Raw genomic sequence first — 14,876 nt, forward strand, 5'->3', positions numbered from 1 at the left:
TGCTTACCTTCCCTACGGCGCGATGAATGGCGCCGAAAGTCGCCGGCCTTTTAAAGCGAATGCCACTTGCCGGGCCAGCAAGCAACAGCATTCACGGGCCAGTCTGAATTAAACGAGATTCCCTGTGGCACCGGTTCGATCCAATGAACCGGCGTCCACTCACTCATTCTTTCATTTCAAATAACGCCATCGCTTCGACATGCGCCGTTTGAGGAAACATGTCGAGAATTCCGGCTCGTTTCAAGCGGTAACCCTGTTTGATCAATTCTTGCGCGTCACGGGCCAGGGTGGCGGGGTTGCAGGACACATACAGCAACCGCCGGGCCCCCGACTTGCCGATCTGGCGCACCACTTCAAAGGCACCGTCGCGTGGTGGGTCCAAGAGTACCGCAGAAAATCCTTTTACAGACCAGCTTGCCTGCGTCAAAGGCTGAGAAAGATCAGCCTGGAAAAATTTCACGTTCTGCAGCCCGTTGTCGCGGGCATTGAGTGCGGCGCGATCGACCATCACCTGGACACCTTCGACCGCCACCACCTCGCGGGCTTGTGCAGCCAGCGGCAAGGCGAAATTGCCCAGGCCACAGAACAGGTCCATGACCCGCTCGCCCGGCTCGGGCGCCAGCCATTGCAGGGCCTGGTCGATCATCGCGGTGTTGACCGCCGCGTTGACCTGAATGAAATCTCCAGGCCGCCAGGCCAGTTGCATATCCCAGGGTTCGAGGCGATAGCCCAGGGTCTGCTGCGGGTCGAGCGGATACGGCTCGCCATCGCCGTGCAGCCAGAGCTGCACGCCCTGTTGATCACAGAATTCACCCAGTATGGCCAGATCGGTAGCAGCCAGCGGCGCGACATGCCGGACCAGCAGTGCCAGGGCCGTACCACTGAACAGCTCGACATGCCCCAATGCCTGGGGCTTGGCTAGCCGCCCCAGCAACTCAGGCAGGCTGGCCATCAGCGGCTGGAGTTCTTCGACCAGCACCGGGCAATGGCGCACATTGACGATGTCCTGGCTCGCCGCAGCGCGGAAGCCGACCTCCAGCTGGCGCGCCTTGTTGTCCCAGCGCACCGCGACCCGGGCCCGGCGCCGGTAGGCCAGCTCGCTGCCGACCAGCGGCGGCGCCCACTGCTCCGGCGCAACCTGGGCCACCCGCTGCAGTTGCTCTGCGAGCATTTCCTGCTTGAATGCCAATTGCTGATCGTGGGGCATGTGCTGCACGCTGCAGCCGCCACAGCGACCGAAATACTCGCAAGCGGCAGCACGTCGTGTCTCGCTGGCCCGCACCACCCGCTCGGTACGGGCCTCGACCACCTTACCGCGGGCGTTGAGGACCCGCGTGTCGACTTCTTCACCGGCCAGACTGCCGGCCACAAACCAGGTCTTGCCGTCAGCGAAAGCAATGCCACGACCGTCGCTGGACAGTCGCTCAATGACCAGGCGCTGCTTCTTGCCGACCGGAATCTGCGCGCTTTTAACGCCACCGGCGGGCTGGAAACGCAGCCCTCGTTGCTGTTTGGCCATCAGTTGGGTGCGTCGTAAACGCCGGTCGACAGGTAACGGTCGCCACGGTCACAGATAATGGCGACGATCACGGCGTTTTCCAGCTCGCGGGACAGGCGCAACATCCCGGCCACTGCACCACCGGACGACACGCCGCAGAAGATGCCTTCTTCACGGGCCAGGCGACGCATGACGTCTTCGGCCTCAGCCTGCCCCATGTCGATGATCTGATCGACCCGGGAAGCCTGATAGATGCTGGGCAGGTACTCTTCGGGCCAGCGACGGATCCCCGGAATGGCTGCGCCTTCCATCGGCTGCAGGCCGACGATCTGCACGTTGGGGTTCTGCTCCTTGAGGTAGCGCGAGTTACCCATGATGGTGCCGGTGGTGCCCATCGAGCTGACAAAGTGGGTGATGGTGCCGCCGGTCTGCCGCCAGATTTCCGGGCCGGTGCCGGTGTAGTGCGCCTCGGGGTTGTCACCGTTGGCGAACTGGTCCAGCACCTTGCCACGACCTTCGGCCTGCATGCGCTCGGCCAGGTCGCGGGCACCTTCCATGCCCTCTTCCTTGCTGACCAGAATCAGCTCGGCGCCATAGGCCGTCATCGCGACCTTGCGCTCGGCACTGGAGTTGTCGGGCATGATCAGGATCATGCGGTACCCCTTGATGGCCGCCGCCATGGCCAGAGCAATGCCGGTGTTGCCGGAGGTGGCTTCGATCAGGGTATCGCCGGGCTGGATCTGCCCGCGCAACTCGGCGCGGGTGATCATCGACAGCGCCGGACGGTCTTTGACCGAACCTGCGGGGTTGTTACCTTCAAGTTTCAACAGGAGGGTATTGCTGGTGTCACCGCCGAGGCGCTGCAGGCGCACCAGCGGTGTGTTGCCGACGCAATCGGCAATGGTTTGATACTGCAGGGTCATGGCGTATTCGCAATCCAGTCTGCGGGGGCGCCTATCATACCGGCAAACGCCCAAAGCCCATATCACGCAAAGTGAGGCATTTATCACCAAAAAGAATAAGAGACTTGCCGGCACCCCTTGCCTGGCGGGCTGCGCTGCTGGCGTGCGGCTGCCCAGCCCGTTGCGCTCGCGCCGAGCCTGTCAATAATGCCAAGGCCGCTCCACAATGACCAACGGGCGGCTGATTGCCCCTGCCACCGGGGATGGTGACGCCGTGCGCCGCCGCAGGCAGTTAAGGATGTAATATGTCTGGCAGCCAATGGCTACACTGGTGTGTCACTGTTCAGGGGTGACAAATAAAGGACCTTCCGGGACACCTTCCGGGTTGCAGGAGAGCGTGTGTGCTGACCAAGCTGGGTATCAAGAGCCGGGTTCTGCTGTTGACCATTTTGCCCACCAGCCTGATGGCTGTGGTGCTGGGCGGCTATTTCACATGGATGCAGTTGTACGAGCTGCAAAGCCAGCTACTGGTGCGCGGCGAAATGATCACCCGCCAACTGGTACCGCTGGCCGCTACCGCGCTGGGGCATAAAGACAAAGCCATTCTCAGCCGCATCGCCACCCAGTCGCTGGAAGAAGACGACGTGCGCTCGGTGACGTTCCTGGATGCCGATCGTAATGCACTGGCGCATGCCGGCCCGAGCATGATCAATCCCGCGCCCACCGGTCAGGGCACCCAATTGCTCAATCGCACCGGCAGCGATGCCACCCGCTATTTATTGCCGGTGTTCGGCAACCAGCGGCATCTGACCAGCGCTGTCATCCCTGAAGAGGCCGACCGTCTGCTGGGCTGGGTCGAACTGGAGATTTCCCATAACGGCACGCTGTTGCGCGGCTATCGCAGCCTGTTCGCCAGCCTGCTGCTGATCCTCCTCGGGCTGGGCGTCACCGCCGCACTGGCGCTGCGCATGAGCCGCAGCATCAATCAGCCGCTGGGGCGCATCAAGCATGCGGTCAGCCTGCTCAAGGAAGGTCATCTGGAAACCCGCCTGCCGCCACTGGGCAGCCATGAGCTCGACGAACTGGCGTCGGGCATCAACCGCATGGCCTCGACGCTGCAAAATGCCCGCGAAGAACTGCAGCAGAGCATCGATCAGGCGACCGAAGACGTGCGCCTGAACCTCGAAACCATCGAGATTCAAAACATCGAACTGGACCTGGCGCGCAAAGAGGCGCTGGAGGCAAGCCGTATCAAGTCGGAGTTTCTGGCCAACATGAGCCATGAAATCCGTACGCCGCTCAATGGCATCGTCGGTTTTACACATCTATTGCAGAAAAGCGAACTGACGCCACGTCAGATCGACTACCTCAACACCATCGAAAAGTCCGCCGACAGCCTGTTGAGCATCATCAACGAGATTCTCGACTTCTCCAAGATCGAGGCCGGCAAGCTGGTCCTCGACACCATCGCCTTCAACCTGCGCGACCTGTTGCAAGACACCTTGACCATTCTCGCTCCGGCGGCGCATGCCAAGCAGCTGGAACTGGTCAGCCTGGTGTACCGCGACACGCCGGCGGCCCTGATCGGCGACCCGCTGCGACTCAAACAGATTCTCACCAACCTGGTGAGCAACGCGATCAAGTTCACCCGCGAAGGCACCATTGTTGCCCGCGCCATGGTCGAGGAAGAGACCGAAGACAGCGCGCAACTGCGCATCAGCGTCCAGGACACCGGAGTCGGGCTGTCCAGCCAGGACCTGCGCGCGCTGTTCCAGGCCTTCAGCCAGGCCGACAATTCGCTGTCGCGCCAGCCAGGCGGCACCGGTCTGGGGCTGGTGATTTCAAAACGCCTGATCGAGCAGATGGGCGGCGAGATCGGGGTAGACAGCACCCCTGGCGTCGGCTCGGAGTTCTGGATCAGCCTGAAACTGCCCAAGGCCCGCGACGACTCCGAAGACCCGATGCCGCAACCGCTGCAAGGCGTGCGGGTGGCGGTTCTGGAACACCATGAGCTGGCGCGTCAGGCACTGGAGCATCAGCTAGAGGATTGCGGCCTGGAGCCACTGCTGTTCAAGAACCTGGAAAGCCTGATCAACGGTGTGACGGTCGCCCATGAAACGCCAGCGCGCATTGAACTGGCAGTGATCGGCGTGACCAGCTACGAGATGCCTCCGGAACGTCTGCGCCAGTCAATCTGGGAGCTGGAAAACCTCGACTGCAAGGTGCTGGTGCTGTGCCCGACCACCGAGCAGCTGCTGTTCCAGCAGTCAGTCCCGGATGTATATACCCAGTTGCAGGCCAAGCCTGCCTGTGACCGCAAGCTGCGTCGCGGGCTGTCAGAGTTGATTGCCCCGCGCGCAATCCGTACTGAAAACAGTATTCAGTTGCCCAGCCGGGCACCCCGCATCCTCTGTGTGGACGATAACCCTGCCAACCTGTTACTGGTACAGACCCTGCTGGAAGACATGGGCGCCAAGGTGGTGGCGGTGGACAGTGGCTACGCCGCCGTCCAGGCCGTGCAGGAACAGAGCTTCGACCTGGTGCTGATGGACGTGCAGATGCCCGGCATGGATGGTCGCCAGGCCACCGAGACAATTCGTGACTGGGAAGAAGAGCGGCAGAACAGCCCGATGCCGATTGTGGCCCTCACCGCCCACGCCATGGCCAACGAGAAACGCTCGTTGCTGCAAAGCGGTATGGACGACTACCTGACCAAGCCGATCAGCGAGCGGCAACTGGCTCAAGTGGTGCTCAAGTGGACCGGTCTGGCGCTGCGTACGCCGGTGCCGGAGTCGCCACTGGACGCCGAGCAGAGTCATGTCGGACCGCTGGTTCTGGACCCGGAAGAAGGCCTGCGCCTGGCGGCCGGCAAAGCTGACCTGGCCGCCGACATGCTGGCCATGTTGCTGGCCTCGCTGGACGCCGATCGCGAAGCGATTCGCACGGCCCGCAGCGCTGCCGATATCCAGGCGATGATCGAGCGCATCCACAGGCTGCATGGTGCGACCCGTTACTGCGGTGTGCCGCAGCTACGCGCCGCCTGCCAGCGGGCAGAGACCCTGCTCAAGCAAAATGCCCCGCAGGCCAGCGACGCCCTGGACGACCTTGACAAAGCCATTGCCCGCCTGGCGACCGAAGCGCGAGTCACCGCGTGAGCGCACGCGCTTAGCCTGATACCATAGCGGGCATTTTGGAGGACTCATGGCCGAACACGATTTTCGCTACAGCATGCTCAACCCGCAACACACCCTCACCGAGTGCCGCACTCTGGCACCCGGCCGCTACCAGGTCACCGGTAACGGTGGCTCGATTCAAGGCGACGACCAACTGCTGGTCACCCTTAAAGGCAGCAAGAGCCTGTACATGCGCCTGACAGTGGAAAAGGTCCGCCACCTGATCAACCCGCCCGGCCAGTGGGTCGCGGTAGCCAACGGCCCAGTGTTCGACGAACTGGCGATCCATGAGTGGGCGGTGCATTGCGACAGCTGCAACAGCGAGCTGAAGTTCGAGTTTTCGGTGGAAAGCAAACTGGGCACCAAGGCTCAGAAACCGGCGGCCGTTGCGCGCATCGCCGAACTGGGCTGGAAGACTGACGGCGACAAGCACACCTGCCGTAAATGCCAGGCCCAGCCGGCATGAAACGCCGAGGGTTAGCAAGCCTGATCGGTGCCTTGCTGCTGACCGGCTGTGCCAGTGAGCCAGTGCTGATTCAGCAGGAGCAGAGTTACGTGCTGGAGTGGATCGGCGAGCGCCCGCTGGTTGATCGCAGCCGCATGACCATGACCCTGGGCGCTGACGGTCGGGCGTATGGCAACGCCGGTTGCAACCACTGGTTCGCCGCCTACACGCTGCAAGGCCAACTGATCAGCTTCGAGCGGATCGGCAAGACCCGCAAACTGTGCGTCGAAGCGCTGATGGAGCAGGAACAGCGCTTTCTCGAAACCTTGCCCAAAGTGCAGCGCTGGGATATCTCGCCGATCAACCAGTTGCGGTTGTGGCCGGCAGAGGGCAAACCGCTGCGGTTCTGGCAAGAATAACCGCGCAGCAGCGTCAGCCCTCGCCGCGCAGCGCCTTGAGTTTGGCGGTCAGGCCGGCGGCGGTCTGTTCGCCCAGCAACTGCTCACGCAGTTTGCCTTTGTCATCGATGATGTAGGTCACCGGCAGGGCTTCGGCAGGCGGGAATTCATAGCGCTCGGCCGGGTCCTGAGCCAGTACGGTGAACTTGATGCCCAATGCATCGGAAGCCTTTTTCAGCTCATCGCCTTGCAGGTTGTCGAAGTTGACCCCCAATACGGTGACCTTCTGGTCCTTGAGCTGTTCGGCCAGGTGGTTCAGTTCCGGGATCTCGACCCGGCACGGCCCGCACCATTCAGCCCAGTAATTGATCACCAGCCAGTGCTTGTCGATGCGCTCACTGGTCACTTTCTGACCATTCTGGTCAGTGCCCAGGTCCATACCACAACCACTGAGCAAGATACTGCCGAGCAGTGCCAACGTTGCCACTAATCGCCTTGCCATCGAAACTTTCCTTCTTTCGTCAAACCAAACTCATATGACACTTGATGCGTGCAATCGGCACTGTATATGTCGATCCAGCACACCGCGCAGTTAGAATACGCGCCACACTCTACAAGATGCGACCCGCAAATGACTGATCTGAAGCTTTATCACAACCCGCGTTGCTCAAAATCCCGCGCGGCGCTGGAGCTGCTGCAAGCCCGCGGCCTGACTCCTGAAGTAGTCCTTTATTTGCAAACCCCGCCCGATGCAGCGCAGTTGCGCGACCTGCTCGGCAAGCTGGGAATCGCCCCGCGCCAGCTGCTGCGCAGCGGTGAAGACGAATACAAGGAGCTGAACCTGGCCGACCCGGCGTTGAGCGATGAGCAGTTGATTGGCGCCATGGCCAGCCACCCGAAATTGATCGAACGACCGATTCTGGTCGCCGGTGATCGTGCGGCAATTGGTCGCCCCACCGAAAAGCTGCTGGAGTTGCTGCCGTGAGTGCACCTTACATTCTGGTGTTGTTCTACAGCCGTAATGGTTCGACCAGCGAGATGGCCCGGCAAATTGCCCGCGGTATCGAGATGGGCGGCCTGGAAGCACGGCTGCGCACCGTACCGGCGGTGTCGGCCGACTGCGAAGCCAGCGCCCCGGATATCCCGGAAAGCGGCGCGCCTTATGCCACTCTGGACGATCTCAAACAGTGCGCAGGCCTGGCCCTCGGCAGCCCGACGCGCTTCGGCAACATGGCTGCGCCGCTCAAGTACTTTCTCGACGGCACCAGCAATCTGTGGCTGACCGGTGCGCTGGTCGGCAAACCCGCCAGTGTGTTTACCTCCACCGCCAGCCTGCACGGCGGCCAGGAAACCACTTTGATGTCGATGCTGCTGCCGCTGCTGCACCACGGCATGCTGATCACCGGCCTGCCCTACAGCGAGTCGGCGCTGCTGGAAACCGCCGGTGGCGGCACACCGTACGGCGCCAGCCATCACGCCGGCCCCGACGGCAAACGTCCGCTGGACAAACACGAGATCGAACTGTGCCGCGCCCTGGGCCAACGCCTGGCGCGGACCGCGTCGTTGCTGAGCGCGGCGTAGAAGGCCAAACCCGCAAATCTATAAGCCTGGAGTTCGAATGCAAGACTACAAATGGCTCCATGAGTATTGCCTGAACCGCTTTGGCTCGGCCAAGGCGCTTGAGGCGCAATTGCCGCAGCCCAGAACGCCAGAGCAATTAAAGGCCATCGGCGATGACCGCTACCTGTCGACCCTGGCCCTGCGGGTGTTTCGCGCCGGGCTCAAGCACAGCCTGGTCGATGCCAAGTGGCCGGCCTTTGAGCAGGTGTTTTTCGGTTTTGACCCGGAAAAGGTGGTGCTGATGGGCGCCGACCATCTGGAGCGGCTGATGCAGGACACCCGCATCATTCGCCACCTCGGCAAGCTCAAAAGCGTGCCACGCAATGCCCAATTGGTGCTGGATATCGCTCAGGAGCACGGCAGCTTCGGCAACTTCATCGCCCAATGGCCGGTGGAGGACATTACCGGGCTGTGGCAGTACCTGAGCAAGCATGGCAGCCAGATGGGCGGTTTGTCGGCGCCGCGCTTTCTGCGCATGATCGGCAAGGACACCTTCGTGCCGAGCAACGATGTGGTCGCTGCCCTCAATGCGCAGGACATTGTCGACAAGGTGCCGTCCAGCAAACGCGACATGACCATTGTCCAGGCCGCATTCAACCAGTGGCAGGCCGAGAGTGGCCGGCCACTGTGTCAGTTGTCAGCGATGCTGGCCTATACCGTCAACCACTGAGTCGGCTCAGAGATTGACCACATTGACGAAGCGCGACGCCGCGCTTTCGTCCATGCGCAGGCTGCTGAAGTCGAACAGGTTGCGGTCGGCCAGTTGCGAAGGCTGAACGTTCTGCAGGGCACGGAAGATGTTCTCGACCCGGCCCGGGGTCTTGCGCTCCCAATCCTGAAGCATGTCCTTGACCACCTGGCGTTGCAGGTTTTCCTGAGAACCACACAGGTTGCACGGGATGATCGGGAAGCCCTTGAAGTTCGAATAGGCCTGGATGTCCTTCTCATGGCAGTAAGCCAGAGGGCGGATCACCACATTACGGCCGTCGTCGGAGCGCAGCTTGGGCGGCATGGCCTTGAGCGAGGCGTTGAAGAACATGTTGAGGAAGAACGTCTCGACGATGTCGTCGCGGTGATGCCCCAAGGCCATCTTGGTCGCGCCGATTTCATCGGCAAAGGTGTACAGCGTGCCGCGACGCAGGCGCGAGCACAGCGAGCAGGTGGTTTTGCCCTCCGGCACCAGTTCCTTGACCACCGAGTAGGTGTCTTTCTCGACAATGTGATACTCGATGCCCAGGGTTTCCAGATAAGCCGGCAACACATGCTCGGGAAAGCCGGGCTGCTTCTGGTCCATGTTCACCGCGACGATATCGAACTTGATCGGCGCCACCTTCTGCAGGTGCATCAGCACGTCGAGCATGGTGTAGCTGTCCTTGCCGCCGGACAGACAGACCATGACCTTGTCGCCGTCCTCGATCATGTTGTAATCGCTGACAGCCTCGCCGGCCAGCCGACGCAGGCGTTTCTGCAGTTTGTTCTGATTGACTGAAAGAGTGCCCATGATGCTGGTGGTTTCCGCTGGCAAGGTTTCTACAAAGGGGCCTGAACAAGGAAAATGTCGCGCAAGACCGCCGAAAGGGCCGACATTTTACGCACATCGTCAGCATCATTGAACCTCCATGCATGGCATTAACGACGTGTTGCAGATCACCAATCGCTCTAAGCAGCAGCGCACCGGCTGTGCGGCACTTCTATACTTTTAATGTGAGGCCTGAATCAGGTGGTTGGCGGCGCCATGCCACTGCAGGCGCTAACTGCGAGGAGGACACCGTGATCAATCATGTCTGGGGTCTGTTCACCCATCCGGAGCGTGAGTGGCAACAAATCCGCACAGAAGACGAAAGCATTCGTCATATCTATCTCACTCACACCCTGCTATTGGCGGTGATCCCACCGTTATGCGCCTATATCGGCACCACGCAGGTCGGCTGGACGATCGGCGAGCGTGCGCCGGTCATGCTCACTCAGGCCAGTGCCTTGGGCATGGCAATGATGTCTTACCTGACCCTGTTGGCCGGCGTGGCGATCATGGGCGGTTTCATCCACTGGATGGCTCGCACCTATGATGCCGACCCGAGCCTGGCGCGCTGTATCGCGTTTGCCACCTACACCGCGACACCGCTGTTCATTGGCGGCGTGGCAGCGCTTTATCCGCACCTGTGGCTGGGGCTCATAGTGGGCACTGCAGCGATCAGCTACACGGTGTATCTGCTGTACAGCGGCCTGCCAACGTTCATGGACGTCTCGGCCGAAGAGGGCTTCATGTTTTCAAGCTCCATCCTGTCGGTAGGCCTGGTGGTGCTGGTGGCGATCATGGCCTTTACCGTGGTGCTCTGGGGGCTGGGCGCCGGGCCGCAATATACGACCTGACAGGCAGTGTAACCCTCCCGACGAGTAGCCAGTGTCGGGATTTTCAGTCGGCGCCCGCCTTGCGGCATACTGGGCGCCACTGGAGAGTCGTCACGCATGCCCGAGCTACTGAAGTCCCACGTAGAAGCCTGTTATCAAAAAGCCGAAGCCTTTTTCAAACGTCCGTTCAAGCGCCCCTCGGTGAGTTTCAAGCTGCGCGGGCAGAAGGCGGGGGTTGCCCATCTGCAGGAAAACCTGCTGCGCTTCAACCCTAAGCTATATCAGGAAAACCGCGAAGACTTCCTGCGCCAGACCGTCCCTCATGAAGTGGCTCACCTGATCGCTCATCAGTTGTTTGGCAGCAAGATCCAGCCCCATGGGGAGGAATGGCAACTGATCATGCGCGGCGTGTATGAGCTACCGCCCAACCGCTGCCATACCTATGCCGTGGAGCGGCGGCAGGTGACCCGTTACATCTACCGCTGCCCATGCCCGCAGAGCGATTTTGCATTCACAGCACAGCGCCATCGCATGGTGGTCCAGGGCCGCCGCTACCTGTGTCGCCGTTGTCGTCAGACCCTGGTGTTCAGCGGCGAGACCCGCATTGAATAGAACCGGCAGCAACGAAAAAGCCCATCCGAAGATGGGCTTTTTCAGATCCGATCGATGATCAGACGGTTGGCTTGGTGGTGCTCACCGGAGCCGGGCCTTCAGCGACACCCAGGTCATCTTCATGACGGGTTTCGATGATTGCCGAACCGCCCGAGGCCAGCTCGGATTGCAGTTTGTCGTTGTCCAGCTCGCCGACCCACTTGGCAACAACCAGAGTGGCAACCGCGTTACCCACCAGGTTGGTCAGGGCGCGGGCTTCGGACATGAAGCGGTCGATACCCAGGATCAGCGCCAGACCGGCAACCGGCAGGTGGCCTACGGCCGACAGGGTTGCAGCCAACACGATGAAGCCACTACCGGTCACACCAGCAGCACCTTTGGAGGACAGCAGCAGCACCAGCAGCAGGGTGATCTGGTGGGTGATGTCCATTTCGGTGTTGGTCGCCTGAGCGATGAACACAGCAGCCATGGTCAGGTAGATCGAGGTGCCGTCCAGGTTGAACGAGTAGCCAGTCGGGATAACCAGACCCACGACCGACTTCTGTGCACCCAGGCGCTCCATCTTGATCAGCATACGTGGCAGGGCCGATTCCGACGAGGAAGTACCCAGTACGATCAGCAGCTCTTCACGGATGTAGCGAATCACCCTGGAGATGGTGAAACCGTGGGCACGGCAGATACCGCCCAGGACCAGCATCACGAACAGGAAGCAGGTGATGTAGAAGCACAGCATCAACTGACCGAGCTGAACCAGGGTGCCGACACCGTATTTACCGATGGTGAAGGCCATGGCACCGAACGCACCGATAGGCGCCAGCTTCATGATCATGTTGATGATGTTGAACATCACGTGTGCGAAGCGATCGATGAAGTCCAGTACCGGACGACCGTAAGCACCCAGGCGATGCAGGGCGAAACCGAAGATCACCGAGAACATCAGCACTTGCAGGATGTCGCCGTTGGCGAAGGCGCCGACGATGGTGTTCGGAATCACGTTGAGGATGAAACCAACGATGCTCTGGTCCTTACTCGCCGTTACATAGGCGGCGATCTTGGAAGCGTCCAGAGTGGTCGGGTCGATGTTCATGCCAACGCCCGGTTTGACCACGTTGACGACGACCAGGCCGATGATCAGGGCCAGGGTCGAAACGATTTCGAAATACAGCAGCGCGTAACCGCCAGTCTTGCCGATCGACTTCATGTTCTGCATGCCGGCGATGCCGCTCACTACAGTACAGAAGATGATGGGCGCGATGACCATCTTGATCAGTTTGATGAAGCCATCACCCAGCGGCTTCAAGGCTTCGCCGGTCTGCGGGTAGAAGTGACCGATCAGGATACCGATCACGATGGCCACGATGACCTGGAAGTACAGGGTTTTGTAGATAGGCTGACGAGTCGTCATTGCAGTTATCCTCAAGGGCTTCACGGCACTATCCGGTGCGCGTGTTGCCTATAAAGCGCTAACCCTCCTGCACTGGAGGGATTTGTTGTGTCGAGCTGCGCGTAGCAGGCCTCTGCCGGTTGTATAGCAATGGCCGTGCCACGTTCGGTTATTTACCGCAGAACCCGCGCCAGACAAGGCGCTCAGCATTGACACTAGATGCTCTTGAGAAAAATGGGTGGCGGATTTCCGCCTGTTTTAGAGGTTGACGGCTTAACAGTGGCGGGTATCCGCCTGCGCCCTGAGCAGCACGCTTTAGCGCTGCACGCCCGTCAGCGCCCTGCTGGCCGACAAGCGCAATCTGCCTGTGGCGCGGCCTGCCTGAGCGGCCAGTGCCGGTGGGCCTGCCATGCCAGCGTTGGCGGAAATACGCCAGTCACTCGGCGGTGAAGTGAATGCGAAACAGCGCACCGCCCAACGGCGACTCATCCAGGGTCAATTGTGCGCTGTAGCTTTCGATGATGTCCTTGACCACCGCAAGACCAATGCCCTGCCCGGGGTTCTGCCGGTCCAGGCGCTCGCCGCGCTGCAGAATGCGCGCGCGCTGGCTGGCTGGCACACCGGGGCCGTCATCTTCAACACACAGTTCGTCGCCAGACTCCAGCGCCATGAAACTGATACGCACCTCGCCCAGGCACAGCCGGTAGGCGTTCTCCAGCAGGTTGCCGAGCAACTCCATCAGGGCAGCCTCTTCCATGGGCACCTGGCAGTGCTCCGGCAAGTCCAGGGTGACATTGACCGTTTTGTCGCGGTAAACCTTCTGCAAGGTGTTGCACAGGCTCTCGACCACCGGCCGCAGTGCGACGTAATGCCGGACCAGGCCGCTCTTGCGCAGGCTGGCACGCTGCAACTGGTAGCCGATCTGCTGGCTCATGCGCTCGATCTGGGTTTGCAGCACCCGCGCCTGCTCAAGGTCTTGCGGGCGCTTGGCAATGGTTTCGCTGACGCCCTGCAAGACGGTCAACGGTGTTTTGAGGCTATGGGCCAGATCACCCAGCGAGTCGCGATAACGAATCCGCTGTTCACGCTCACTGCGTAACAGGCGGTTGAGCGAGCCGGTCAGGCGCAGCAGTTCGCTGGGGTGGTTCTCGCTGAGGCTTTCCCGCTCGCCGGCTTCCACCTGGTCAAGCTCGCGGCTGACGCCTTTGAGCGCCTTCAGGCCCCAGGTCAGGCCTAGCCACAGCAGGCCAAGCAGTACGATCAGGGCGCCACCGAAGCCCAGATAAAGCTTTTTGCGCAATTGGCCAACGGTTTCCTGGTAGCCGTGCAACGGCTGCACGGCGACGATGCTGAACGCCGCATTACGCCCGCCCAACAGACGGATTTCCACGTCGTAGACGAAAAACTCGTTGCCGTTGTCGGTCTTGATCCGGTTGAACTTGCTGCCCAGGCCGTCATATTCAGGGCGGTAATCGAGCTCTTCGCCTTCACTGGCCAGCGAACGCCAGACCAGTTGGCCCTGACGGTTGAAGATATAGCCGTGCAGACGGCTGCCCGGCAGGTTGAACTGCTCGCCCGGCAATAAAGAAGGCATCATCAAACCGCCGCTCTCGACCCGCGCCGCGGAAATCATGGTGGTCACATCGGCAGCCAGGCGCTGCTCGATGGCGCCACGCAGCGCCAGGCTAAAGGCGCTTTGCAATGCCGGCAGCATCAACAACATGAAAATGACCGCGAGGGTCGCTGCCCCCAGCATCAAGCGCAGGCGCAGCGAACGGATCATGTGCAGCGCTCAGTGAACAGATAGCCCATGCCGCGCACGGTTTCGATGGGTTTGAACGCTGCAGCGGTGTCGAGCTTGCGGCGCAGGCGGCCGACCAGCACTTCGATCACGTTCGGATCGCGCTCATCATCGTCAGGGTACAGCTGCTCCATCAAACGCTCTTTGGGCACCACCTGCTGGTGATGGAGCATCAGGTATTCCAGGATACGGTATTCGTAGGCCGTCAGCGCCAGCGGCTGCTCTTGCAGGGTGGCCTGCTTGCGGTTGAGGTCAAGCAGCAAGGGGCCGGCGGTGATGGTCGACTGGATAAAACCGCTGGAGCGGCGCAACAGCGCATTGAGCCGCGCCTCCAGCTCTTCGAACTGGAAGGGTTTGACCACGTAATCATCGGCGCCGGCAGCCAGGCCTTCGACCTTGTCCTGCCAGTTGCCACGCGCGGTGAGGATCAGGATCGGAAAGGCCTTGCCCAGGGTGCGCAACTGACGAATCAGATCCAGCCCGCCCAGGCCTGGCAGGCCCAGATCGATAATTGCCAGGTCATGATTGAATTGCCCGACCTGATACAGCGCCTCCTCGGCATTGGCCACCGCTTCCACCACGTGTCCGGCCTCGCTCAGGCGCGTATACAAGTGATGGCGCAACAGCGCCTCGTCCTCGACCACCAACAACTTCATGCAGCTCTCCCGGATGCGGCTGCACCCTCAGGACAAAA

General features: G+C 61.0%; 15 protein-coding genes. 8 read left to right on the forward strand and 7 right to left on the reverse strand.

What is annotated here, in order from left to right; translation table 11 throughout:
• Nucleotides 1-163: 163 nt before the first annotated feature.
• Nucleotides 164-1,519, reverse strand: coding sequence for a 23S rRNA (uracil(1939)-C(5))-methyltransferase RlmD (gene rlmD, locus NJC40_RS27755; RefSeq protein ID WP_045482146.1), 1,356 nt, complete (start codon nt 1,517-1,519; stop codon nt 164-166).
• Nucleotides 1,519-2,421 carry a cysteine synthase CysM gene (gene cysM / locus NJC40_RS27760; RefSeq protein ID WP_045482149.1) on the reverse strand — a complete coding sequence of 301 codons (903 nt, stop codon included), beginning with the start codon at nt 2,419-2,421 and terminating at the stop codon, nt 1,519-1,521. Before cysM ends, rlmD begins: the two co-directional genes overlap by 1 nt.
• A 380-nt stretch (nt 2,422-2,801) precedes the next feature.
• Between cysM and NJC40_RS27765 the strand changes: the two genes are divergently transcribed.
• The 3 genes from NJC40_RS27765 to NJC40_RS27775 are packed head-to-tail and all read left to right on the forward strand — an operon-like array spanning nt 2,802 to nt 6,437.
• Nucleotides 2,802-5,555: a response regulator gene (locus NJC40_RS27765; RefSeq protein ID WP_045482152.1), complete on the forward strand. Its 2,754-nt coding sequence runs from the start codon at nt 2,802-2,804 to the stop codon at nt 5,553-5,555.
• A gap of 46 nt (nt 5,556-5,601) precedes the next feature.
• Nucleotides 5,602-6,039, forward strand: a complete 438-nt coding sequence (locus NJC40_RS27770) for a hypothetical protein (protein ID WP_045482155.1) — start codon at nt 5,602-5,604, stop codon at nt 6,037-6,039.
• Nucleotides 6,036-6,437: an META domain-containing protein gene (locus NJC40_RS27775; protein WP_045493696.1), complete on the forward strand. Its 402-nt coding sequence runs from the start codon at nt 6,036-6,038 to the stop codon at nt 6,435-6,437. The genes NJC40_RS27770 and NJC40_RS27775 overlap by 4 nt, the downstream gene beginning before the upstream one ends.
• A 13-nt stretch (nt 6,438-6,450) precedes the next feature.
• On the opposite strand, the gene NJC40_RS27780 is transcribed toward NJC40_RS27775, so the two are convergent.
• Complete coding sequence (locus tag NJC40_RS27780; RefSeq protein WP_253140688.1) at nt 6,451-6,918, reverse strand: TlpA family protein disulfide reductase; 468 nt, start codon at nt 6,916-6,918, stop codon at nt 6,451-6,453.
• Between the two features lie 129 nt (nt 6,919-7,047).
• Here NJC40_RS27780 and arsC point away from each other — a divergent pair, with 129 nt between their 5' ends.
• The 3 genes from arsC to NJC40_RS27795 are packed head-to-tail and all read left to right on the forward strand — an operon-like array spanning nt 7,048 to nt 8,706.
• The gene (gene arsC, locus NJC40_RS27785; RefSeq protein ID WP_045482160.1) at nt 7,048-7,401 is read left to right on the forward strand and encodes an arsenate reductase (glutaredoxin); all 354 of its coding nucleotides are present in this window, start codon (nt 7,048-7,050) and stop codon (nt 7,399-7,401) included.
• Nucleotides 7,398-7,997 carry an NAD(P)H:quinone oxidoreductase gene (gene wrbA / locus NJC40_RS27790; RefSeq protein ID WP_253140687.1) on the forward strand — a complete coding sequence of 200 codons (600 nt, stop codon included), beginning with the start codon at nt 7,398-7,400 and terminating at the stop codon, nt 7,995-7,997. The genes arsC and wrbA overlap by 4 nt, the downstream gene beginning before the upstream one ends.
• Before the next feature lie 37 nt (nt 7,998-8,034).
• Entirely contained in the window at nt 8,035-8,706 is a 672-nt protein-coding gene (locus NJC40_RS27795) for a DNA-3-methyladenine glycosylase I (protein ID WP_253140686.1), read from the forward strand.
• Nucleotides 8,707-8,712: 6 nt separating this feature from the next.
• On the opposite strand, the gene ttcA is transcribed toward NJC40_RS27795, so the two are convergent.
• Nucleotides 8,713-9,537, reverse strand: a complete 825-nt coding sequence (ttcA, locus tag NJC40_RS27800; protein ID WP_045482168.1) for a tRNA 2-thiocytidine(32) synthetase TtcA — start codon at nt 9,535-9,537, stop codon at nt 8,713-8,715.
• A 269-nt stretch (nt 9,538-9,806) separates the two neighbouring features.
• On the opposite strand from ttcA, the gene NJC40_RS27805 reads away from it, so the two are divergent.
• Nucleotides 9,807-10,406, forward strand: coding sequence for a Yip1 family protein (locus NJC40_RS27805; RefSeq protein WP_253140685.1), 600 nt, complete (start codon nt 9,807-9,809; stop codon nt 10,404-10,406).
• A 96-nt stretch (nt 10,407-10,502) separates the two neighbouring features.
• Nucleotides 10,503-10,997, forward strand: a complete 495-nt coding sequence (locus tag NJC40_RS27810; protein ID WP_253140684.1) for a SprT family zinc-dependent metalloprotease — start codon at nt 10,503-10,505, stop codon at nt 10,995-10,997.
• A gap of 58 nt (nt 10,998-11,055) precedes the next feature.
• Here the strand turns inward: NJC40_RS27810 and NJC40_RS27815 are convergent, their stop codons facing one another.
• From NJC40_RS27815 to NJC40_RS27825, 3 genes are all read right to left on the reverse strand, one after another.
• Nucleotides 11,056-12,402, reverse strand: a complete 1,347-nt coding sequence (locus NJC40_RS27815) for a dicarboxylate/amino acid:cation symporter (protein WP_045482177.1) — start codon at nt 12,400-12,402, stop codon at nt 11,056-11,058.
• Between the two features lie 415 nt (nt 12,403-12,817).
• Nucleotides 12,818-14,164, reverse strand: coding sequence for an ATP-binding protein (locus NJC40_RS27820; protein ID WP_253140683.1), 1,347 nt, complete (start codon nt 14,162-14,164; stop codon nt 12,818-12,820).
• Nucleotides 14,161-14,838: a response regulator gene (locus NJC40_RS27825; protein WP_045482183.1), complete on the reverse strand. Its 678-nt coding sequence runs from the start codon at nt 14,836-14,838 to the stop codon at nt 14,161-14,163. Before NJC40_RS27825 ends, NJC40_RS27820 begins: the two co-directional genes overlap by 4 nt.
• Nucleotides 14,839-14,876 lie beyond the last annotated feature (38 nt).

It is taken from the genome of Pseudomonas sp. 21LCFQ02, assembly GCF_024129895.2.
Lineage (GTDB): Bacteria > Pseudomonadota > Gammaproteobacteria > Pseudomonadales > Pseudomonadaceae > Aquipseudomonas.

Excerpts from the sequence above, each read along its gene's own strand:
- arsC (WP_045482160.1), top strand. The coding sequence starts at position 7,048 with ATGACTGATCTGAAGCTTTATCACAACCCGCGTTGCTCAAAATCCCGC.
- NJC40_RS27810 (WP_253140684.1), top strand. The coding sequence starts at position 10,503 with ATGCCCGAGCTACTGAAGTCCCACGTAGAAGCCTGTTATCAAAAAGCC.
- NJC40_RS27795 (WP_253140686.1), top strand. The coding sequence starts at position 8,035 with ATGCAAGACTACAAATGGCTCCATGAGTATTGCCTGAACCGCTTTGGC.
- NJC40_RS27770 (WP_045482155.1), top strand. The coding sequence starts at position 5,602 with ATGGCCGAACACGATTTTCGCTACAGCATGCTCAACCCGCAACACACC.
- NJC40_RS27815 (WP_045482177.1), bottom strand. The coding sequence starts at position 12,402 with ATGACGACTCGTCAGCCTATCTACAAAACCCTGTACTTCCAGGTCATC.
- NJC40_RS27775 (WP_045493696.1), top strand. The coding sequence starts at position 6,036 with ATGAAACGCCGAGGGTTAGCAAGCCTGATCGGTGCCTTGCTGCTGACC.
- cysM (WP_045482149.1), bottom strand. The coding sequence starts at position 2,421 with ATGACCCTGCAGTATCAAACCATTGCCGATTGCGTCGGCAACACACCG.
- rlmD (WP_045482146.1), bottom strand. The coding sequence starts at position 1,519 with ATGGCCAAACAGCAACGAGGGCTGCGTTTCCAGCCCGCCGGTGGCGTT.
- ttcA (WP_045482168.1), bottom strand. The coding sequence starts at position 9,537 with ATGGGCACTCTTTCAGTCAATCAGAACAAACTGCAGAAACGCCTGCGT.
- NJC40_RS27820 (WP_253140683.1), bottom strand. The coding sequence starts at position 14,164 with ATGATCCGTTCGCTGCGCCTGCGCTTGATGCTGGGGGCAGCGACCCTC.
- NJC40_RS27825 (WP_045482183.1), bottom strand. The coding sequence starts at position 14,838 with ATGAAGTTGTTGGTGGTCGAGGACGAGGCGCTGTTGCGCCATCACTTG.
- NJC40_RS27780 (WP_253140688.1), bottom strand. The coding sequence starts at position 6,918 with ATGGCAAGGCGATTAGTGGCAACGTTGGCACTGCTCGGCAGTATCTTG.